Annotated in this window: 19 protein-coding genes; 15 read left to right on the top strand and 4 right to left on the bottom strand. The window is 40.7% G+C overall.

Annotation, left to right across the window (positions count from 1 at the left end; genetic code table 11):
- The first annotated feature begins 37 nt into the window (after positions 1-37).
- From VB693_RS00740 to VB693_RS00710, 7 genes are all read left to right on the top strand, one after another.
- Entirely contained in the window at positions 38-1,090 is a 1,053-nt protein-coding gene (locus VB693_RS00740) for a phage tail protein (protein WP_323264627.1), read from the top strand.
- 171 nt (positions 1,091-1,261) lie between these two features.
- Positions 1,262-2,527, top strand: a complete 1,266-nt coding sequence (locus VB693_RS00735; protein WP_323264626.1) for a DUF4159 domain-containing protein — start codon at positions 1,262-1,264, stop codon at positions 2,525-2,527.
- A gap of 97 nt (positions 2,528-2,624) precedes the next feature.
- The gene (locus tag VB693_RS00730) at positions 2,625-4,784 is read left to right on the top strand and encodes a hypothetical protein (protein ID WP_323264625.1); all 2,160 of its coding nucleotides are present in this window, start codon (positions 2,625-2,627) and stop codon (positions 4,782-4,784) included.
- 53 nt (positions 4,785-4,837) lie between these two features.
- Positions 4,838-7,588: a hypothetical protein gene (locus VB693_RS00725; protein WP_323264624.1), complete on the top strand. Its 2,751-nt coding sequence runs from the start codon at positions 4,838-4,840 to the stop codon at positions 7,586-7,588.
- Between the two features lie 121 nt (positions 7,589-7,709).
- Positions 7,710-10,031: a CHAT domain-containing protein gene (locus VB693_RS00720; protein WP_323264623.1), complete on the top strand. Its 2,322-nt coding sequence runs from the start codon at positions 7,710-7,712 to the stop codon at positions 10,029-10,031.
- Positions 10,032-10,090: 59 nt separating this feature from the next.
- A complete protein-coding gene (locus VB693_RS00715; RefSeq protein ID WP_323264622.1) occupies positions 10,091-11,821 on the top strand; it encodes a ShlB/FhaC/HecB family hemolysin secretion/activation protein in 1,731 nt (576 codons plus the stop codon).
- A gap of 250 nt (positions 11,822-12,071) precedes the next feature.
- Complete coding sequence (locus VB693_RS00710; RefSeq protein ID WP_323264621.1) at positions 12,072-12,332, top strand: hypothetical protein; 261 nt, start codon at positions 12,072-12,074, stop codon at positions 12,330-12,332.
- A 10-nt stretch (positions 12,333-12,342) separates the two neighbouring features.
- Here the strand turns inward: VB693_RS00710 and VB693_RS00705 are convergent, their stop codons facing one another.
- Positions 12,343-12,597: a hypothetical protein gene (locus tag VB693_RS00705; RefSeq protein ID WP_323264620.1), complete on the bottom strand. Its 255-nt coding sequence runs from the start codon at positions 12,595-12,597 to the stop codon at positions 12,343-12,345.
- 76 nt (positions 12,598-12,673) lie between these two features.
- Between VB693_RS00705 and VB693_RS00700 the strand changes: the two genes are divergently transcribed.
- Positions 12,674-12,919, top strand: a complete 246-nt coding sequence (locus tag VB693_RS00700) for a hypothetical protein (protein WP_323264666.1) — start codon at positions 12,674-12,676, stop codon at positions 12,917-12,919.
- Between the two features lie 230 nt (positions 12,920-13,149).
- On the opposite strand, the gene VB693_RS00695 is transcribed toward VB693_RS00700, so the two are convergent.
- The gene (locus tag VB693_RS00695) at positions 13,150-13,998 is read right to left on the bottom strand and encodes a hypothetical protein (RefSeq protein WP_323264619.1); all 849 of its coding nucleotides are present in this window, start codon (positions 13,996-13,998) and stop codon (positions 13,150-13,152) included.
- An 11-nt stretch (positions 13,999-14,009) separates the two neighbouring features.
- Positions 14,010-14,852 (bottom strand): 3-deoxy-7-phosphoheptulonate synthase, encoded by an 843-nt coding sequence (gene aroF / locus VB693_RS00690; RefSeq protein ID WP_323264618.1) that lies wholly within the window; start codon positions 14,850-14,852, stop codon positions 14,010-14,012.
- Positions 14,853-15,712: 860 nt separating this feature from the next.
- On the opposite strand from aroF, the gene VB693_RS00685 reads away from it, so the two are divergent.
- The 7 genes from VB693_RS00685 to atpC all read left to right on the top strand — a co-directional run bounded on the left by VB693_RS00685 (position 15,713) and on the right by atpC (position 22,667).
- Positions 15,713-16,207 carry a hypothetical protein gene (locus VB693_RS00685; RefSeq protein ID WP_323264617.1) on the top strand — a complete coding sequence of 165 codons (495 nt, stop codon included), beginning with the start codon at positions 15,713-15,715 and terminating at the stop codon, positions 16,205-16,207.
- A 274-nt stretch (positions 16,208-16,481) separates the two neighbouring features.
- Positions 16,482-17,129, top strand: a complete 648-nt coding sequence (locus VB693_RS00680; protein WP_323264616.1) for a pentapeptide repeat-containing protein — start codon at positions 16,482-16,484, stop codon at positions 17,127-17,129.
- An 80-nt stretch (positions 17,130-17,209) separates the two neighbouring features.
- Positions 17,210-18,034 (top strand): SDR family oxidoreductase, encoded by an 825-nt coding sequence (locus VB693_RS00675; protein WP_190700175.1) that lies wholly within the window; start codon positions 17,210-17,212, stop codon positions 18,032-18,034.
- Between the two features lie 22 nt (positions 18,035-18,056).
- Positions 18,057-18,956 carry an alpha/beta hydrolase gene (locus VB693_RS00670; RefSeq protein WP_323264615.1) on the top strand — a complete coding sequence of 300 codons (900 nt, stop codon included), beginning with the start codon at positions 18,057-18,059 and terminating at the stop codon, positions 18,954-18,956.
- A gap of 567 nt (positions 18,957-19,523) precedes the next feature.
- A complete protein-coding gene (locus tag VB693_RS00665) occupies positions 19,524-20,327 on the top strand; it encodes a DUF1194 domain-containing protein (protein WP_323264614.1) in 804 nt (267 codons plus the stop codon).
- A 314-nt stretch (positions 20,328-20,641) separates the two neighbouring features.
- The gene (atpD, locus tag VB693_RS00660; RefSeq protein ID WP_190700167.1) at positions 20,642-22,090 is read left to right on the top strand and encodes a F0F1 ATP synthase subunit beta; all 1,449 of its coding nucleotides are present in this window, start codon (positions 20,642-20,644) and stop codon (positions 22,088-22,090) included.
- A gap of 163 nt (positions 22,091-22,253) precedes the next feature.
- Entirely contained in the window at positions 22,254-22,667 is a 414-nt protein-coding gene (gene atpC / locus VB693_RS00655; RefSeq protein WP_190700164.1) for an ATP synthase F1 subunit epsilon, read from the top strand.
- Positions 22,668-22,974: 307 nt separating this feature from the next.
- Here the strand turns inward: atpC and VB693_RS00650 are convergent.
- A partial coding sequence (locus tag VB693_RS00650) for a hypothetical protein (protein WP_323264613.1) occupies positions 22,975-23,263 on the bottom strand: 289 nt, incomplete at its 5' end.

Genomic DNA, 23,263 nt, shown 5'->3' with positions numbered 1-23,263 from the left:
TAATTACGAATTACGAATTACGAATTACGAATTAATTATGGCTTCTTTAAGTTTACAATTAACCCCCATGCAGCAACCGGATGCGCTGCAACCATCGACGGCAGCCGCATCTCAAAATACTTCTTTAGTGCCGTTTAATTTGGCAACTAATACTAAACTTTCGGGGTGTGATGTAGTTGTCTATCCGAGAGAACCCAGTGAAATATTGTTGCAGTTGGAAAATTTAGGCGATCGCAGTCTAGATATTAAGGTACAAATTGAAGGCAATTTCCCTTTGGAGTGGTGTTCTATTCACAAAGAACCCGATAAACAAGGGCCTTATGCTTTTGACCCCCACGCACAGATGAGCGTTGTACTGTGCTTTAACATTCCTGAAGACTTTTTTGAGCAAGAAATGGCTGTCACACCTAATCATCCGATGGTGTTAGATTTTCACAGCCGTATTCATGTTTATTACCAAGAACAAGGCACAGGTAGGCAGTTTGTCGAAACTGGTGCTTTGAATTTATATGTACGTCCGCGCAGTTTATATCTTAATTTTATACCTCAGCTTTATCGGGAAGTGGACTTTATTGGTCGCTTCCTGAAAATTTTTGAGCAGGCTTTTGAACCAGCCGTGCAGACAATGGATGTGCTTTGGGCTTATCTAGACCCCATGACTGCACCCCAGGCTTTGTTACCTTTTCTCGCCCATTGGGTAGCTTGGCCGCTTGATCAACGCTGGACGCTAGCCAGACAACGCTTTTTAATTCGTTCGGCTGTAGAACTATATCGCTGGCGTGGTACAAGGCGGGGTTTAAGACTTTATTTACATCTTTATACAGATTTACCTTTAGATGATCATATTGCTACAGAAGCTGATAAACATATTTGTATTGAGGAAATTTGCGGTGAAGGGTTTGTGTTAGGTAACACTTGCCTAGGTCAAGATGCGATGATTGGCGGTGGTCGCCCTTATCACTTTATTGTCCGTCTCCGTCCTCAACGTCCCAACCAAATTGATGAAAATTTAGTCCGTCACATTATAGAGCAAGAAAAACCAGCTTTTTGTACCTATGAGTTGTATGTGGAGTCACGAGTTTTGGCGTAAATAATTTTTTCGGCGTTTTTGGAATATGGAAAACTCACGTATACACCGCAAGGCGTTCTCGTTCGCGAAGCGTCCCGAAGGGAAACATAAACGCAAAGGAGGAAGAGAGGTTGGTTAAGTAAATACAGATGTATACAGGTTAAGTTCATTTTACTTTTCTTTTGACTTCTTATGTATCTACCATCTGAAATTCAACCCCTAGAACGGTTACAAGTCCAAGACGGTTTATTGATTAATGCCGAAAGATGGCAGCGATCGCACAATTACCACCGTCAAAGGCAAAATATACATTATCAGTCCCTCAATCAGCCAGGGATTGTTTATGGTTTGGGTGTATGTTTAACTCCTGCACCCCAAGGCGTGTCTTCACAGTACAACGATGGACGATGGTTGCAAATTCAGCCAGGACTAGCAATTGATACTCATGGGAATCCGATTATTGTCCCTCAAGCAATAGACTTTCATGTGTCTGCTGATATTGCGGAAGATAAACCACGGCTGATTTATATAGTGGTAAGTTATGTCGATCCTGATGACTTGCAACGTCAAAAAGTCGCTGAGTTTGAAACTGAGAGTTTTCGTTTAGAAGAAAAAACTACACCACCTGATGCTTATGAGGTGGAATTATGTCGGATTGTGTTACAGCCAGGATTAATACCTTTACAAAATCCCCAAGATGTGTTCTACCCTGAGTTGAATAGCCTAGACTATCGTTATCGTCCCATAGCGCGATCGCGTCATAGTGCAGTTGTCAGGGTTGCTTATCTGGAAACTGCTGAACCGGAAGTTAGGGATAGTTGGGCAAATCTTTCCTATTTACTTAAATCTGCGGAACATCTGACCCAGACTATACAAGGATTTGAGCATATTGACCGCATACCGTTGCATTTAGAACATATCAATAATGCGATCGCTTACGACTTGTTATTTACCACAGGTGTTCAACCACTTTCTTTAAATACACAAGAATTAACTCACCTCAAAAGCTATATAGATGCTGGGGGTGTGTTATTAGTTGAATCACCTACTGATGCTATAGACAGATTAGAAAGTATTGTTGATATCGCCGATAAATTCAATACTAACTTAGAAGATTTACGTAAACTAGACCGCAATCACCCCATGCGGATACACCCGTTTTTATTTGCGGCTTTGCCTGTGATTAATCAAAAGCCGATTCAAATCTTAATTGCAGGTGGCATTGTTTTAGTAATTGGCGATTTATCCGCCGCTTGGGGATTAGATGAAAAACTAACTTTATCACGAGAAACAATTCGCACTGCCCAAGAGTTAGGAATTAATATTTTACATTTTGCTTGGTCTAGAAAACAAATGACTCAATTACAAAAACAGCCCATTTTATCAACACCGACTACACCATCCCCATCATTTAAACCAGACCCATTACAAAGTGTATTCAACAAATTGGGGGAATAGGAAATAAAATTTTAAGTTCGTAGTAAGGACTTTAGTCCTTATTCCCCAAGCACTAAAGTGCTTACTACAAACCTCTGATTATTTTTGACTTTATACTATGGCAATTAAACTAGTCAACGCCAATATCTCAACTCAAGTAATTACATTTAAACCAGGTGGTTCGCCGACATCCTTTGAAGTCACTGTTGTTAACGATAGTGATCAGTTCGCTTCCTTCCAATTAGAAATTATTGCGGCTGGTGGTAGTTCAAGTTTAAGTGCTAACTGGTACAATATCACACCTGCTGTCAGTGCCAAAAATCCCCCCGGTGACAGCGTAACTTTTTGCGTGACTATCACCGATACACCGATTCCTGGTTTTATCGGCAAAATGAATTTGATAGTCCGCATCTTCTCTGTAGAACTGCGGGAAGAAGATAGACAACTTCTGCGTTTAATTGTCGAGGCTGGAACTAGTGCTATTCCTGTGCAAGTTGAGTTACCTGTAAGAGAGTTTTCCACTCAGCCGCAAGCAGTACTTGAAATTCCCGTCCGGGTTGTCAATCCCAGTCAATCACCTACTACTGTCACCCTCAGAATGATAGGGATAGACACAAAATGGCTATCAGGTAATGAGGAAAGATTATTAACCGTTCTCCCTGGTGATAAGGCAGAAACTTCTTTCTCTTGTCAACTACCAGTTCCCGCAGAAGTCCCTAGTCAAATATATCCTTTTACTATTGAAGCTACCCACCTCAATGCTTCACCCTCCCGCAGTCCTGAAGGCATCATTAAAGTTGCGCCTGGGGGATTTGTGGATTTTCGTTGTACACCAGAAAAGCGACAGATTCCGGCTGATCGTATTTGGTTACCACAATGGAAAACTAACTCTACAACCTACCAACTCGAATGTCATAATGCCAGCAATTTAACACAAACAGCACATATTGATATTCGAGCAGGTCAGGAAAAACAACCGCAATGTTTTTTCGATATCCAACCAGATAATATAGAAATAATTCCTGGAGAAACTAAGCAATTACAACTCTTAGTAAGTAAGCCTAGACATTGGTTTTGGCTGCCCAAAAAACTATTATTTATAGCCAAAGCTATTATATCAGATCAACGCGTTAATGTTACTAATGAAAGCCAATTTTTACAACTAGCTATTCATCCTGTGCTTCATCCTTGGTTACAGTTAGTTTTAGCTATTTTGCTACTATATTTACTCTGGGCAATATCTTGGCTAAATCCTAATAACCCATTATTTGGACATACTCGACCTGTGACTTTTGTACAATTTAACGGTGTGGGGGATAAAGCTGTGAGTGGTTCTCAAGACCAAAGTATTATTCGATGGAACATTGCTGGTTTTAGGAATCCTTTTATTAATCAACATGATGGTAGAATGTCGAAAAATACAGGTAAATCTGTGCGTGTTGTGCGCTATAAACCTGTGGAAAATGATGTAGTAGCAGCAGGTTTGGAAAATGGAGAAATTCAAATTTGGGATGTCTTAGGTGGTACTTCAAAACCCAAAGCAACGTTTTCTTTTGATCAAGCTGATCGTGTTTTGAATTTAGAATTTAGTGAAGACTCTAGATTTTTATTTAGCGCACATGGTAGCGGCTTAGTTTTGAAGTGGGATGTCTATAGTGCCTTCTTGGGTAATCTTAATAGTTTGAATAAACCTATAAAAAAGCAGGAGGTAAATTTTTCTGTTTATGGTTTAGCACTTGTGGGACAAGATAAACGAAATTTAGCAATTGGTGGCAGATATAATAATTTAGCAATTTGGGATTTTGAACAAGATAAGTTGTGGAAAGTTCCATATACTTCCCCAGGTAGCCAAAATGATTATATTGTTGGGTTAGCCAGTGCCAAACACAAACCAAATCTCTTAGCAACGGCTGATACTAGGGGACAAATTACTTTATGGAATATGCAGCAATGCGTTAATCAAAATAATACCCAATGTGAAGTGCTTGATCAATGGTCTGATGGACATGGTGGTAAACCTGTACGTTCAGTTGCACTTAGTAGAGATGGTTGCTATTTAGTCAGTGGCGGTGATGATAGTCGTGTGATGTTGTGGCCATTAACAAAAGATGGTAGACGCGCTTTACCTAATGGTAAACAAGTACGTTCTAATTCCCAAAAATTTAATAGTGTTGATATCAAAGTTGTAAGAAATGAAATTTTAATTATTAGTGGTAATGATGATACTCAGGTGAGGTTAAATGTGATTCCTACATCTAATAATACTTATTGTAAATAGTAGTGAGTGTTGATTGATAGTAAGAAAAAATAATGATTAATGATTAATAAATTATGACTGTGACAAATTCCCGTACTAAAAATTCTAAAGTTGGTTTGAGTATGGCAGATGTCCTAACTCTGCCACCCCAACAGCGCAAACTTGTGCAGTGGATGCTCAAAAATCAGCCAGATGGTGTAACTCTATCTGAAGCTGCATATTATCTAGATTTAAATCAACAAGCTACCTTAGCGTTGCTAGATGAGTTACTTGACCAAGATTTTGTGCAGGCAATTCTCACTCGTGATGATGATCTTAAATATCGAGTTCATCTCGCACCTAAACTTGGTATTCAACAGCAACAAATCCAGCAAACTTTATCGCCTGGTAGTCCTTTAGCGGTTATTTATAACCCTTCCGGGGAGTATGCTATACAGGCAGGTTCTCGGTTTGAAATTAATATCACAGTTACTAATAAAGGTGCAGAAAGTGCATTAATAGATGTTTTTATAGATGATTTATCTCCGCAGTTAATTCAATGGTGTGATGCACCCCATCAAAGGTTAGCTTTAAGTCCTAACTCGATGAGTGAGGTGCTATTTGAATTTAATGTGCCAATTACAGCAATTCCTAGCATCTATAACTATGTGATAGTTGTGGATGCGCCGATGCACTACCCAGAAGATACTCCGATTCGTCATACGGCGAAACTTCAGGTATTACCGGCGATTGAAACTGTTGTTAGAGTTAGTGACCCAACTTTTAATGTAATCCCTGCGAGTAGTTCGCGATCGCCTGCGCCAATTCCCCCCGGTGGTATACTTCAACTCAGTATCAATGTCCACAACCGTTCTGATAGGGTAGACAGGTTTCGTCTGACTTGTGCCGACTGTCATGAAAGTTGGTACACTATCCGCTATCCCGAAGGTTTAGAAACAGCCGGGTTAGTTATCCCGAATATGGGTTTGAATCTCAACCCTGGGGAAACAGGACAAATTCTACTGCAATTTCACCCCCCATTAGGCACAACGGCTGGAGTTTACTATCCCACTATTCGCCTGTACTCTGCCAATAATCCCGATTTGGTATTGTTGGATGTGGTGTATGTGGAAATTCTGCCTTCTTATTTATTGAATGCAGAACTTTTGACAGTTATAGGTAGAGTCAGGCGCAAAGGTGGAGTCTTTGAAATTAGGTTAACCAACGCAGGTAACACCGTCCGAGAAGTTGTCTGTACACCCATTCCGGCGGATGAAGATAAAGTCTGTACTTACGTCACTACTCCCCCTATTATCCGGGTTTTACCGGGAGAAAAAGCCATTTCCCAGATGACTATAACACCGGTGAAATGGTGGTCACGTCCTATATTTGGTGCTGGACGCTTACTTAACTTCCGCATTGAACTAGAAGACCAAAAGCAATACCCCTTACCTAACGCCTCCCTTCCGGGGACAGTAATTTGGGAAGCGCGTCCTTGGTGGCAATTTTTGCTAGTCTTACTCACAGTCTTGGGAAGTATAGTAGCGATCGCATTTCTGCTATGGTGGCTATTAAAACCCCCAGCACCCCCTAAAATCCTGCGCTTCCAGTCTTCCGATGCTGCGTATCAACAAGCTAATAATGGTTCGATTCGTTTAAATTGGCAAATCCGTAACCCCAACACCCTACAAAGCTTGACTCTCAATGGCCTATTTGCTGATGGGACTGCGGCTGTACAACCAGTAGTTTACAACTTCAACGGTCAAATTCCAGAAGAACTCAAGCCCTTTTGTCAGATACAAACTACATTAACTTGCGCCAACATCCCCACCGATGCACGTAAACCGGGGGATTACATTTTTGAACTGCAAGCATTTAATCAAAAAAATCCCGAAGAAGCAGCAGACACAATTAAAACAAATACCATTAAAATTATCCCCATACCACCAGCTAAAATTCTAGAATTTGCCTCAGTAAAACCTATTTATCAAGAAACACAAATTAATTTAAAAACTAATAATAAAATCAGTCCTGATACAATTCGTTTAAATTGGAAAATTAGCGATTTAGATAAGATTAAACAACTACAAATAATTGGGCGATCGCCTGAAGGTGTAGTTAACAGTCAACCGCAAATTTATAACTTCAACGAAGAAATTCCCAACGAATTAAAACCATTTTGTAGACAACAACAAAACCAATTAACTTGTCGTAGTGTCCCCACCAACAATCGCACAGCCGGAGACTACATTTTTGAATTGCAAGTATTTACCAAAACCGACACAGATAAACCCAGCGTACTGCAAAAAACGGATGTAATTAAAGTTGAACCCCTACCCAGCCAAATTGTAGAATTCAAAATTAATGGTAGTAACCCATTACCCAAATATCAAATTCTCATCGACCCCCAAAACCAATCTAAACAAGCAATAAACCTCACTTGGAAAGTAGAAGGTAGCAGCGAAATGAAAGTAGAACTGCTACCAGCACCAGGAGACATACCTCGCAGTGGGACAATACTTTACCCCGTAAATAATCAACCCAGTAGCGAAACAATCATCTTACAAGCTACCAGTCCGACTGGTGAAAAAGTTAGTCGTTCAGTCACCATAGAAACCTTCTCACCACCTCCCCAAACACTAAACCCCATCCAACCCCAACTCCCACAACTACCAACAACCCAACCCACCCCCCCAGTCATTCCCCCACCCCCCACCGCACAGAATCCATCAACAACCCCCGGAGGTACTCCTAGTTCTACATCACCCACACCCCTACCAACATCACCCACCCCATCCCAACCAGGGACACTATCACCCTTAGAACTCCCCCCAGGATTTGATTAAAAAAAGGGAATGGGAAATCCTGTAAACTTCCCTTCCCTTCCTTTGCGCCTTCCCTGCGGGACGCTCCGCGAATGCGCCTACTCTCCGAGAACAGCTTCGCCGAATGCGCGAAACAAAAAATATGCTAAAAAACATCCCCAAAATCCTTCTTGCAATCCTCCTCATCGCCACCCCAGCACAAGCCAGCCAATACCGCGCCGACTTACTCCTAAAACTAGGGAATAGACAACTCAACAACGGACAACTAACCGCCGCCTTAAACACCTTAAAAGAATCACTCAAACTATATCAAGAAATAGATAATCGCACAGGTCAAGCCAATACCCTTTTACACCTAGGGGAAATTAACTTCACCCTCGGCAAATACCAAACAGCTATTAACTTATATCAACAAAGCTTAAACTTAATGCAGGACACAGGTAATCAACCCGGTACTGCACAAATTTTAGAACTTCTCAGCAACGCCTACCTGAATACTGGAGATGAAAAACTAGCGCAAGAATTCCGAGAAAAAGCCGCAGCCTTAAGAAAAGAAATCGGTAATCCTCCCAGAGAAGCATCATTTTTAGGCAACGTCGGTATAGAACATGAGAAACTGGGAGAATATCAACAAGCGATCGCCTTTCATACCCAACAGCTAACAATTGGACAAGAAACTAAAAATCGCGACTTACAAATATATTCTCTACAAAACTTGGCGGCGGTACATCGAGAGTTAAAACAATATCCGCAAGCTATTAGTTTTTACGAACGAGTATTAAAAATTGCGTCCCAATCTAGTGATTTAGTTTTAACCAATATTACCTTAAAACACATCGCCCAAACCTACGAAAATCAAGGAAATTTTGATCAGGCGATCGCACTATATCAGCAACAACTAGAAACCTCAAAAAATCCTGAGAATAAAGCCGAATTAATCAAACAGCTAGGACGGGTTTACACATCTGCAAAACAATACGATCAAGCCTTAGCATTATATCAGGAACAATTAGATACAGCCAAAGCTAACAAAGATATTTACACCCAAGGCGCAGCGTTAAATAATTTAGCCTTCGTCTTGCTGAAATCAGGTAAAGTAACTGAAGCTCAAACCACCTTACAAACCAATATTAAAACTTGGGAATCTCTCCGCGCCAACTTAGGCAATACTATTGATTACTCTACTGAACAAACTAATACATATAGTTTACTACAACAAGTCTTCGTCAGCCAAAATCAGCCAGAAGCGGCTTTAGAAGTTGCAGAACAAAGCAGCCTGATGGCAATTTTAAACCTACTCGGAATGCGCTTGGGAACAGAATCAGCCGGCAGTGGTTTAAAAGTTGCACCTAAAGAAATTATCTTACCCACAATCACCCAAATTCAGGAAATAGCTAAACAACAACAAGCTACCATTGTGAGGTATTCATTAATAGAAGATAATGAAATTTATGTTTGGGTGATGCAACCTAGCGGTAAAGTTACATTTCGTAAAATAGACCTGAAATTACAAAAACCGATTATCCCTTTTAATTCTCTAGCAGAACTGGTTAATAAAACCCCTATAGCGTTGGGAGTGAAAAATACTAAACCACCTGCTGATAACTATAAAAATCTCTTATTACAACTCAATCAAATACTCATCAAACCAATCGCTGATTTATTACCAAAAAATCCTACAGAACAGGTTATTTTCATCCCTCAAAACGAATTATGGTTTGTGCCATTCCCGGCTTTAGTTGATATATATGGCAAATATTTAATTGAAAAACATACTATTACAAGTATACCAGCAATTCAGTTACTCAAATTAACGAGACAAAAACGTAATAATACAGGCGGTAGTAAAGTTTTGGTCGTGGGTAATCCTACCATGCCAAAAGTTGCCCAACAGTCTTTACCTCAACTTGTAAATGCAGAACAAGAGGCTTTAGAACTTGCCGATTTATTGAAAACAACCGCTTTAGTTGGCAACCAAGCGACCAAGGCTGATATTTTACCTTTACTACCAAAAGCGAAGACAATTCATCTAGCAACTTATGCTGTTTTAGATGATACCAAAAGACAGGGCATACCGGGTGCGATCGCTCTAGCTAGTGTGGGCGACAATAACGGGCTACTAACAGCCAGCGAAATCCTTAATCTTTACACCCAACCCAAAGGCCAGCGTTTACGGGCAAGGTTAGTATTTTTGAGTGCAGGGGAAACAGGTAATGGTAGCATTGGTAACGGTGTCCTTGGTTTATCTTTAGCACTCATTAATGCTGGTGTTCCCAGTGTGATTATCTCCCAATGGGCATCACCCGATACACCCACAAATGTTTTCACTACTGAATTTTATCGCCAGTTAAAACAGAATCCCAATAAAGCCCAAGCCTTACGCAATGCGATGTTAACCACGATGAAACAGCACCCAAATCCTAAAGATTGGGCAGCTTTCACATTAATTGGGGAAGCGCGTTAAAAAAAGTTAAAAGAAAGAAATAATATCTTTTCAGATTATTTTAAAATTCACTATTAAAAATGCCACAACTTAAAAATTACATTTATTTATTTTCTCAAAACATCTTTGAAACTGTTCTTTTAACTTTTTGCTTTTTACTTTTAACTTATCCCGCATTAGCACAAGCACCAAACCCAGAAGGAAGCCGCAATCAAGAAAGGTTTCCCCAACCTCAACCAACACCAACGCCTTTACCTCCAACATCACCAAATTTACAAACAACGCCTACCCCAGAAACTTCACCTACACCTATATCTGGAAACATTCAAGTCGAGAAAATTCAAGTTACAGGTAGCAGTATTTTTGATGCGGAAATATTTACATCTATTACCAAGCCAATAGAAGGACGTACTGTTACCTTAGATGAATTAACCAAAGTCGCAGATAGTATTACCCAACTTTATTTAAATCGAGGATACATCACATCTAGAGCCGTTTTAGTAGATCAAAAAATTACTAATGGTGTGGTGGAAATTCGGGTGATTGAAGGTAGTCTAGAAAAAATTATTATTGAAGGGACAAAACGTTTAAACTCTAATTATGTGCGATCGCGGATTAATTTAGGTGCTAGTAAACCTCTATCTTCAGCTAATTTAGAAGACCAGTTAAGATTACTCCGCAATGACCCCCTATTTACCAACATAGAAGCTAGCTTACGTCCTGGGAGTGGCCTTGGTCAAAGTATTTTAGTAGTGCGTGTCACTGAAGCGAACCCCTTTGCAGCGACATTTAGCATTGATAACTATTCTCCCCCTAGCATTGGTTCGGAAAGATTGGGTGTTAACGCCACTTATCGCAACCTGACAGGTATAGGTGATGAAATTGCCGCCTCCTATTATCGCACTACCCAGGGAGGCGCAAATGTTTATGATTTTAGCTATCAAGTGCCGTTGAATGCGATGAATGGCACTTTACAATTAAGAACCTCAATTAATAATAATCAAGTTATTCAAGAACCCTTCAAAAGCTTCGAGATTAGTGGGGAATCGCAACTATACGAGATTAGTTATAGACAACCATTAGTGCGATCGCCCCGTGAGGAATTTGCTTTAACATTAGGTTTTACCGTCCAAGATGGGCAAACCTTCACCTTTGCAGGGGCTACACCCTTCGGATTTGGCCCCGATGCAGATGGTAACAGCCGTACCCGCGTCATCAAGTTCGGACAAGATTATGTTAGCAGAGATGTGCAGGGTGCTTGGGCAGTGCGATCGCTATTTAGTTTAGGTATTGGTGAATTTGATGCCACTATCAACTCTGACCCCATTCCCGATGGCCGCTTTTTTAGTTGGTTAGCACAATTCCAGCGCGTCCAACGCTTAAATTCAGACAACTTATTAATCGCCCAGGCCGAAGTGCAACTCACACCCAATGCTTTGTTACCTTCCCAGCAATTTGTCGTAGGTGGTGGTCAATCAGTGCGTGGTTATCGGCAAAACGTCCGCGCTGCTGACAATGGCGTAAGATTTACTTTAGAAGACCGCATCACAACCCAACGTGACGCAGCAGGTAATCCCACCTTACAAATCGCCCCATTTTTTGACTTAGCCTACGTCTGGAATGTTGAAAATAACCCCAACAGCTTACAAAGACAGAAGTTTTTAGCCAGTTTGGGAATGGGTATCTTATACCAACCAATACCAAATCTCGACATCAGACTAGATTATGCCCTACCCCTAGTTAACTTAGATGACCGGGGGACAAATGCCCAAGATGATGGCTTTTACTTTAGTATGGGCTATCGCTTGTAGATCAATAAATATAGTTCATCTCAGTAGAGTTAACGTTATGGGTGGGTAGAGACGTTGCATTGCAACGTCTCTACAGGCGTTATTTTTTTGGCAAATTATCTTATCCAAACCGGATTGTATGTAGAAACCCAATTTATCGCGTCTTCAAAGAATTATCATTTCAATCAAGAAGTTTTCTCCAGGGGATTTTTTCCAGTTCTCAAATAGTTGACTATCATGTAGTCAATAGTTATGGAGATACAATAAAGTAATGGCATATTCCAATGAGTCAGACAAAGACAAATTTCTTCACCCTCATGGTCGCTACTACGGACAAGTAAAGCCAGAAAACCTGGTATTTAATGCCAATCTTCAAGAATTTACTCAAAAAGTTGGCTACATTACCAGTTTAGAAACATCTGGCAAGCTTTCCCCCCAGGATGCTTATCAGCAGATTAAAGCACTTTGGAAACAGTTGAAGCATAGTAAAAAAGAACTAGAAATTGGTCAAGAACCACCAACTTCGGCGTAAATCACTTTTACTATGAGTTAATGACTTGAAAATCTTGGGGAGTGAGTGACACCAAAATATTATCAGTATCGACTTGGATGAGCCAACGGTTGCTGGGTTGACCATCTAAGGGTGACTCCCGACCATAAACCACCCCAACTTTCCCGGCTACATAAGCTGGATGTAAAATCACAACTTTGTTTCCTACTTGAATACTTTTGGGAATTTGCAATACTACTCCTACAAACTCTGGATCTAACGCGTGAACTGATACAAGCGAAACCAAGTGTGTTTTCTCTCCTATATTTTAATCAAAAATAGTGCTTTTTATAATCTTTTCTTAACCAAAATAACCATCCTTAATGGTAGCTTCTTTGTGCCTCTGTGGTTCAAAAGCTTTTGATTCCACCACAAAAGCACAGAGAAGAGGCGAAAAAATTGATAGTGAAGAGCTTAGTTGTAAAATTAGGGATGCCATGCCATTAGAGACATTGATGATGAGTGCGGTGTTAACCTTGTTATGGCGAGATGTAGCAGGAGTCAGAGAACTGACAAGAATTTTAGCCAGAGACGGTTTTCTGTGGTGTAATCCCGCAAAAGTTCGTTAAATTAATTGTCGTCCCTTTCCCAGAGATTCAGCGAGGCTCTAACGAGTTTTTGGTCAACAATTCTCTGAAAGCCTCTTGATGAGAGACTTACAGGCTTAACTTGTCACTAATACCACTCAGCACGATGCTCAACGCCCCGCTACCGCTAACACCACTCCACTGGCTAAACGCCGCGCTACCGCTAACACCACTCAGCACCACTCAGCACTCAGCACTCATCACTCAGCACTCTATCGAGCCGTGCTGACAATTTGCTTCCAGGCTTTAACTGCTGTCTGTAAATCCTGCGGTAAATTGTTTTGGGAAATATCGTTATACTGCACCGTACCTTTGCGGCTAGTGAGAGTGTAAGTAACATAATCAGCTGCACCTCTAGACGCTGGATAACTCAGATTTTGAAATTCTCCTTGTGCGCGGTTGATTACTCTTTGAAACTGACGCACCTGTGCTGAAGTCACCCGACGCACACTCCGTTCAGAATCATTAGCATCACCAATCCGCACCCGAATTAACCTACCATCATTAAGTAATACTGTTTCGTAGGTTCTGCCAATAAAGCCACCACTAGATATTTGTCGAAACACCACATTTCTATCTAAAGGTGGCGGTAACTCACTAGCAGGAATCGGTAATGGACGAAGAGTGCTAGAATCATTCTCTTTGCGTCTCACAACAGAACCAGTTTCGTTAGTGTGATAAACCCACTTTTGTTGACCACGAGCAACAACAACGCGCCAACCAGGAACTAAGGCTTGAGTACAAAGTTCATCTGGTCTTTGCAGTTCCAAACAACCATTACGCCAAGTTTTACGAATAGAATCAATAATTTTGAGTTTTTTCGTTGCAATTCCGTCTCTGTGGTTGATATCTTGTAAGACTGCGTTAGCTACTGCTCGTGGTAAAGGCTCTAATTTAACATTTTGTTTAACGACTTCCTTAGGAGTCTCTGCTAAAAAATTTATCGGTAAAGCAGTGGCATTTTGCATTAATATGAAACCACTACTAACAGATAAAATACCACTCAACATTACAGCAGTAAAAATCCGGGCTTGTTTAGCGTTAAGATTAGTTTGCAGCATAAGTTTGTCAGCTAAAAATCCAACTGGTTTGATGATATTTTGCGCCCAACGGCTGTAGCTACCGGCTTTAAACTAGCAACTAAATTCACCATATCTTCCAAAGATAGGGCTTGACGAGCATCAGAAACAGATTTTTCTGGTTCTGGATGACATTCAATAATTAATCCATCTGCACCACAAGCTACAGCCGCTTTAGCTACAGGTGCAACTAGTTCTCGTTTACCGACAGCATGGGAAGGGTCTACAATCACGGGTAGGTGAGTAATTTGCTTGAGGGCGGCTACAGCAGCTAAATCTAAGACGTTGCGGGTATAAGTGTCGAAGCTACGGATACCCCGTTCACACAGCACTACATTAGGATTACCGTGGCTAACAATATATTCAGCCGCCATGACAAATTCTTCAATAGTCGCAGCTAAACCGCGTTTGAGTAATATTGGTTTACCAGTTTTTCCCAAGGCTTTGAGCAAGTCGAAGTTTTGCATATTGCGGCTACCGACTTGTAGCATATCTACATGGGCGGCGACTAACTCGATTTGGGAAATCGCCATGACTTCAGTGATGACTGGAATATTGTAGCGCGATCGCACTTCGGCTAAAACTGCCAATCCTTCCTCTCCCATGCCTTGGAAAGCGTAGGGCGAAGTACGCGGTTTGAAAACACCACCACGCAAGGCGTGTACAGGTGCAGCCGCAATATTTTGGGCGACTGTCTCCATTTGTTCTAAGCTTTCCACCGTGCAAGGACCACCGATAATTACTAAGTCTTCTCCACCGAAAGCAACTGTTTTTGTAAGTTTAACGATTGTCTGATGCTGGGAATGCAATTGAGCAACTAGTTTGGCATGAATCATGATTTTAGTCTCCTGAAAATTTGGGGATTGGGGACGGAAAAAGAAATTTTTCCTTGTCTAGCTTGTGAAAAAAAAGCCCAGAACCTTTAACAGTTCCGGGCGCGTATGATTTATCAGCATGACGCTATTTACCCGGAACTTGCTCTAGGCCAAAAGTAAAAGCTATAAAACCAGTTACTGGAATAGGTCATCATGATGAAATTTTGCTCCTTAAAAACAGAAAAACCGCAGAGAGGACTCTGCGGTTCACCGGGCGGTTTCCATTAGGAAACTAATTCACCGCCGGTGAACCGCCTTAAACCAAAAATAAAAGTAACGAGTGCTGCTGAACATTTTTGAAATGGTAAGCTAAATAAATTAATGTACAACTTATATTAAGAGTAAAGATACCAGAAGGTTTTGGTAGCGTCAAGGCCAGTCAAAAACCCCAAAAAGCGATAAACTCATTAGCAAGTTTAGAAATTACAACTTGATTGTATACAAACTAGATAACGAGTTAGTGATTAGTATTTATCAGCATCCTCGATCATTCGTGAGAGCCAAGAACCCTAGTTTCTCCAGAAAATTTGTCCAAGGAAGCATATTTTTCCGTGCTTTGCATCTCAAAAAGAATATTTCTATTTTTGTGCATCGCAAGGGGCAAATTTTGTACCTTTTCTTCCTTCTGCCCTCTGCCTCCTGCCTTTCTACTATCAAATAGGATTGCTATATCTCTAGAGTTATATAAATTTTATTTTTAGGTAATTGTGATCACTTCTATCAGCAAAACAAAATGAAAAATACCACACCTGATGATAGTGGTAATTCTCAACAAATTGTGCATCTATCTAATCAACTTTTCAGCACAACTTAGTTCAATTATGCCCAGGTCTAAAATCTTCACTCAACCTTTTGATACTCACAATGTTTACCCTTGTCCAGTCTGTCGAGTTGGTAAGATTTCCCATATACCATTGATGGAAGCCATGGGTTGCGATTTTTGCCATGAAATTTTTACTGTCAATGTAGAACAACAACAGATTAAAATGCCTTCTCGACAACCGCCTTTGATTTGGCGATGGAATGGGTTTAACTGGTCAGAAGTCCAATTAGAAGGTGTGGAATTAGGTTGGGGTTATGTCTTGGTTGCAATTAGTTTTGTTGTTATGCCCACTTTCTTAATTGGGATAGTAGCTTATTATTTTCCTCCTCATCCTCACGATCCTATTAGTTGGTTGCCTTATATTTGGACAATATTCACGTTTTTGTCACATTTATCAATTATTATCTGGATTTTTATAGAAATTTATCAAATACCAATAGCGGCATATTTGCAAGCCTTGAATAGATGGAGAAATAGACAAATGGAAAGATAATGAAAAAATTTCCATTTCATTTGAGGAATATACATATTAACAGGAGTATGCCAATCACTTAGCTTGGGACTGCACATCATTCCTTTACTGTTTCGTATAAAAAGTTATTGATAGACTTAGCTGGCTGCGATAGGCTTATATAATGCCATAATATTAACTATTTACCGCAAAATCAAAGTGTGTAAATAGTAACAACGAAATCGCCCAATCCTATTTAAAAATACGGAGGGCTACATTTTTATCACTTCAAGTTGATTCTTCATTAAAACATCTTATGAGCGAACTGGAGCGATATTATAGGGTATTAGAATTAGAACCTGGTGCTACCCTTGAGGAAGTTAATCAGGCTTATAAAGATTTGGTGTTCGTATGGCATCCAGATCGTCTACCTAAAGATAACCTCCGCTTACAACAAAAAGCACAAGACAAGCTTAAAGCAATTAATGAAGCGCGTGAAAGATTGCGTTCTTTGAATGGTAAAAACCAAAAGATTTATCATTCCCCACCACCTCAATCTCAAAACCCACCCCCAAACAACTATCAGCCACCTAAGCAAAATTCAGATTTAAGTGGTAAAGATTTTAGCAGAGCAAATTTAAGTAACAAAGATTTATCCGGCAGAAATCTTAGTTATGCTAACTTAAGCGGTGCTGACTTGAGTGATACTTTTATGCACAAAGTTATTCTCAGAGGTGCAGATTTATCAGAGGCGAATTTATTTAGAGCCAATTTACTTTTAGCTGACTTAAGAGAAGCCAATTTACGCGCGGCCAACCTCATTGGTGCGGATCTTAGCGGTGCTGATTTGCGTGGTGCTGACTTAACAGGGGCGCGGATTCGCTCAGGCGATCGCCTACTGGTAAAATTAATTGGTGCGAATTTAGCAGGTGCAATTATGCCTGATGGTCTTGTGCATAAATAATCATTAGTCATTAGTTATTAGTTATTAGCTTTTCTATTTTGTCTATTGTCTACCCATTCCCCATTCCCTATTTCAATAGTATGAATATTGTAATTATTGGGTGCGGCTACGTTGGTTGTGCTATTGCTAAATATTGGCAGCAAAATTCATCCTTTAACGTCACTGTCACTACAACTACACCTGAACGTATATCAGAACTACAATCTATCTCACAAAAAGTTATAGTTACCAAAGGTGATGACTTAGAAGGATTGAAATCAGCCACAGAAAATCAAGATGTTGTGCTGTTAAGTATTGGGGCGAAGAGAGGTAAATCATATCAAGAAACTTATTTAAATACTGCTAATAATTTAGTTGGTGTTCTCAAACAGAATACTACTGTCAAACAAATAATATATACAGGTAGCTATTCTATTTACGGGGATAGAGATGGTGAGTGGGTATATGAAGAAACACCTGCTAAACCTATTACTCCTAATGCAGAAATTATGAAAGCAACAGAAGATATTTTACTAGCGGCTGATAGTGAAAATCTGCGCGTTTGTATTTTGCGATTAGGTGGTATTTATGGGATTGGTAGAGAACTAATCAAAATATTTAGTAGAGTGGCTGGTACAACTCGCCCCGGTAATGGTAGTGATATCACAAACTGGATTCATTTAGATGATATTGTAGGGGCTATAGAGTTGATCAGAGAGCAGCAATTACAAGGTATTTATAATTTAGTAGATGATGCCCATCTCACTAGAAAAGAATTACTGGATACTCTGTTTTTAAAATATAATTTACCCCTAATATCATGGGATGATTCACTCAAGAGTGATCGCCAATATAATGTGACAGTTTCTAACAAAAAAATTAAAGAGGCTGGCTATCAGTTAATCCATCCCCAAATGATTTTTTAGCAACTACCAAAACATGGGAATTATGCAAGCATCTCCATCCACCCAGTTTTATACTTGGCAGAATTATCACTGTGCATACAAAGTATATCAATCAGATAACTCCAATACTGAAGGTATTCCCTTATTATTAATTCATCCTATTGGCGTGGGTTTATCTGGGAAATTTTGGCAACGTTTCATCTGTGAATGGTTTAGTCAGGGAAACCACAATGTTATTTACAATCCCGACTTACTAGGATGTGGTAAAAGTGACAAACCCCATGTGGCTTACACACCCAAAGATTGGGCAGAACAATTAAAATACTTCTTACAAACTGTAATTCAAAAACCTGTAATTTTAGTAGTGCAGGGTGCTTTATCACCAGTCGCATTTGAATTAGTTCACAAAGAATCAAACCTAATTGCTGGGTTAGTGCTTTCTGGAACTCCAGCTTGGCCCGTAATTACTAATAAATTACCAGCATGGCGACAAAAACTGTTTTGGAATCTTTTCGATTCACCTATTGGTAATGCTTTCTATCGCTATGCACGCACACCAAAATTTCTAACATCTTTCTCTACCCGTCGATTATTCGCCTCAGCTAATAATGTTGACGCAGAGTGGTTAAATACTCTAGTCGTAGGTGCAGCAGATACAGCTAATCGCTACGCTGTCTTTTCTTTTTTAGCTGGTTTTTGGAAACAGAACTATACCAGTTTGATTGCCTCTATCAAGCAACCAACTCTTGTAATCTTGGGAGAATCAGCGTCAAGTATTAGCAAAGAAGGGAAAACACAAACCCCTGATGGAATTTTAGCTGATTATCTTGTCCGTTTACAGCAAGGTATTGGGGTGAAAATACTGGGGCGAAATGTTCTACCATACGAGTCTACTACTGAATTTGTCAGTGCGATCGCACCTTTTGTTACTGAGTTTACGTGACAAATATATTTTTACGCTATTAGTATTTTTTTATACGTAAAATTTACTGTATAAATTAGTTCCTACTAACTAACTATACTTAAAATCAGCTAACTTTATCGTAAACTTTATATAAAGAAGTAGTAGATTTACATAAACAACTCAATTCTCACTAACTAGACTTTTTTCAGAAAAAATTCTTTATAAGCTTGATTATGTCTAGATTTGGTCGAAAAAACTACCAGACTCTGCAATATATTTTTTCTGTAAAGAGTCGAACTATTACTTGCGGACTAAGTAAATTTATCCTAAGTTATTAAGTGTTCAAATGAGGAAAATACGGAGTCAAGTTTCGCTTATAGATGAAATCAAGACACAAAAAAAGCAATCCCCAGTATAAATGCGGGGATTATTTGTGTGCGATCGCAGCAAGCAAGCTCATCAAAGGCTCTTGCGTGTATGTACTTAATAAGTAACTTCATCCTAAATCCTCAATTGGGCTGTTTATTGCATATAGATAAGTAATTTCGCTAGATAAGTAATTCCGCAATCGAAATCTATTGTTTTTTAATGTAGCGAGATTAATCAATGAAAACTTCTTTCTTTTTCCAGGCAACACTCACAACAGTAGCTGGTACTCTGTCTGCTCTAGCTATATCCACAAGTGCTAATGCTGCTACTTTTGTTGATACGGAGTTGTCTTTACTGGTTGATGTATCTGGTAGTGTCAGCACCAGTGAATTCAATTTGCAAAAACAAGGCTATGTAGATGCCTTTAATAATGCTGATCTTTTTAACAACTTTATCTCACAGGGAAATACTGGCAAGATTGCTGTTAACTTAATCTATTGGTCTGGTGCTACTCAGCAGCAACAGTCTGTAGGCTGGACACTAATTGATAGTGTGGAAGCTTCCCAAAATTTTGCCAATGCAATTAGTGCGACAACTCGTCCCTTCGGTGGAAGTACTGTCATTGGATCTGCAATCGATTTTGCTACCCCTCTTATCTTTAATAATGATTTTGACAGCACACGCCAAGTAATTGACGTGTCTGGTGACGGTGCAAGCAACGCAGCTACTACATCTGCTGCCCGCGATGCAGCTTTAGCAGCTGGTGTTGATGCCATCAACGGTTTAGTCATTGGTAACAGCACATCTCTCTTCAACTTCTATAACAATAACGTCAAGGGCGGTACTGGTGCTTTTGTTTTACAAGCCAATACCTTCCAAGATTTTGCTGCTACAGTTCAACAGAAACTTGAGATAGAGATTTCTGCGCCTCCTACCACCTCTGTTCCCGAACCTGCAACTCTAATTGGCTTACTGGGTCTAGGTGCTTTTGGCGTAACCTCTAAGCTCAAACGCCATCAAAAACAATCAGTTAAGTGCTAACAAGAGAATTTTGACACTGAAACTCTAGATTCATAACTGTCGTGTTTAAGAATCAGCAACACGGCAGTTTTTATTTTTGCCTAGCACTACTGAAATTAGCTTGACGTTCTGATGTTGTAAGTCTTAAGAATCAATTTATGATAAAGAGTTGGGTCATTCAATCAAGCGGGTGGGAAGAAATTCGCCAAACTACTTTTTAAGGAATTACTAACGGAACTCTGTCCCCCTCCGATGTTAGAGTGAAAGATGACATTGCATAATCTTATGTCTTCTAAGACCCATTCTGAAATATAGCTTCAATCATTAGGCGCAGCATGGTCACCACCGCAGAAAAAACAAACATCGGTTACATTACCCAAATCATTGGTCCAGTTGTAGACGTTAAATTCCCTGCCGGAAAATTACCACAAATCTACAACGCTTTGACCATCAAAGGCACTAACGAAGCTGGACAAAACATCAACCTAACCGTCGAAGTACAGCAACTTTTAGGCGACAACCAAGTTCGCAGTGTTGCTATGAGTTCTACTGATGGTTTAGTGCGTGGTTTAGACGTTGTTGATACAGGTGCGCCCATCAGCGTACCAGTTGGTAAAGCTACTCTTGGTCGGATTTTTAACGTCCTCGGCGAACCCGTAGACAACAGAGGCCCCGTCAACAACGAGGAAACCTTACCCATCCACCGTGCAGCACCTAAACTCACTGAGCTAGAAACCAAACCTTCAGTTTTCGAGACAGGAATTAAGGTTGTTGATCTGTTAACCCCCTATCGTCGTGGCGGTAAAATTGGTCTGTTCGGCGGTGCAGGTGTTGGCAAAACCGTGATCATGATGGAGTTGATCAACAACATCGCTACCCAGCATGGTGGCGTGTCTGTATTTGCTGGCGTGGGAGAGCGTACCCGTGAAGGGAATGACCTCTACAACGAAATGATTGAATCTGGGGTAATCAACAACGAAAACCTCAACGAATCTAAAATTGCCCTAGTTTACGGTCAAATGAATGAACCACCCGGAGCAAGAATGCGGGTTGGTTTGTCTGGTTTGACAATGGCAGAATATTTCCGTGATGTGAACAAACAAGACGTACTGCTGTTTGTTGACAACATCTTCCGCTTCGTACAAGCTGGTTCTGAAGTATCCGCGCTATTGGGTCGGATGCCTTCTGCTGTGGGATATCAGCCAACCTTGGGTACTGATGTAGGTCAATTGCAAGAACGGATTACCTCCACCACCGAAGGTTCTATTACCTCCATTCAAGCTGTATATGTACCTGCGGATGACTTAACCGACCCCGCACCTGCAACTACCTTTGCTCACTTAGATGGTACAACCGTGCTATCTCGTGGTTTAGCATCTAAAGGTATTTATCCTGCGGTTGATCCTCTGGGTTCAACTTCCACCATGTTGCAACCCAACATTGTTGGTGATGAACATTACAACACTGCGCGTGCTGTACAAGCAACTCTGCAACGTTACAAAGAATTGCAAGACATCATCGCCATCTTGGGTCTAGATGAATTGTCGGAAGATGACCGACTCATCGTAGCACGGGCGCGGAAAGTTGAGCGTTTCTTGTCTCAGCCCTTCTTCGTAGCTGAAGTATTCACAGGTTCGCCTGGTAAATACGTGAAGTTGGAAGACACCATCAAAGGATTCCAGAAGATTCTCTCTGGTGAATTAGATGAGCTGCCAGAACAAGCATTCTACTTGGTAGGCGACATCAATGAAGCGATCGCTAAAGCCGAAAAAATGAAAGGCTAAAAATTAGTGCTGAGTAATGAGTAATGAGTCATGAGTAATTTGTGATGTCTCCTTACTTAGTGCTGATGTACTTGTTAAAATACCCACAATTTGTGGACACTCTTTTAACTCAGCACTCAGCACTCAGCACTCACAACTTTTCACAGCCCCTTGACTTGAACTTATGACCCTAACTGTCCGTGTAATTTCCCCAGATAAAACAGTGTGGGATGCAGAAGCTGATGAAGTGATTTTACCCAGCACTACCGGTCAGCTAGGTATCCTGAGTGGACACGCGCCACTATTAACCGCATTGGATATAGGTGTACTGCGAGTACGCGCTAACAAAAACCAAAATTGGCAAGCGATCGCACTTTTAGGTGGTTTCGCCGAAGTTGAAGAAAACGAAGTCACTATTCTGGTGAATGGTGCTGAACGCGGCGACAAGATTAACCTAGAAGAAGCCCGTACTGGTTATAGCCAAGCTCAAGCAAAATTGAGTCAAGTACCCGCAGGCGATCGCCAAGCTCAAATCCAAGCTAACCAAGCCTTCAAACGCGCCCGCGCTCGCTTTCAAGCTGCTGGCGGTTCGGTATAGGATAATCCGAATTGGGAATTGGCAATCAGTCCTTCAGTATTGTAGGGTGAGTAGTAATCTACTCACCCTATATTTTTGGGTTAAAGCAGTGAAAAGCTCTTGAGGGGGGGAGAAAAACCACCCACAATTCCACTCGGTTTTGAAGCTTATTCTTTTGATAAATTATGCCGTGTGCAACTTTTCTTCAAACCTAACCCCCAACCCCTTCCCTTGTAGGGAAGGGGAGCAAGATTCAAAGCCTCTCCCCGCGTCGGGGAGAGGTACTCTAGCGAGAAGCCGCTCCGCGTCTTTGGAGAGGGGTTCTAATCTATAACTCTCGCGCCTTCGCCTCTGGGTCAAACTTCAAACTCTTATCCCACTGCTGCGCTGTGCGGAACTTAGCAACTGCGCCCTTAATATCACCATCTCGCGCTAACTTCTCACCTTGGATAACTAACACTGTTGCACCTGGAACTAACCGCGCTGGTGTTTGGCATGATGACAACTCCTCTAAAACCTCTGGATGGGCAATAAGGTAATTATTGAGTAAGTCGCAACCACTGCGTAATAAATTATCGAAATCCAAATCCCATATAATAATTGTCTTGTCACTATTT

It is taken from the genome of Anabaena sp. UHCC 0399 (assembly GCF_034931465.1).
In the GTDB taxonomy this organism is placed as follows: Bacteria; Cyanobacteriota; Cyanobacteriia; order Cyanobacteriales; family Nostocaceae; genus Trichormus; species Trichormus minutissimus.
Note: the sequence above shows the minus strand (reverse complement) of the source record. Positions and strands in the feature narration are given on the sequence as shown.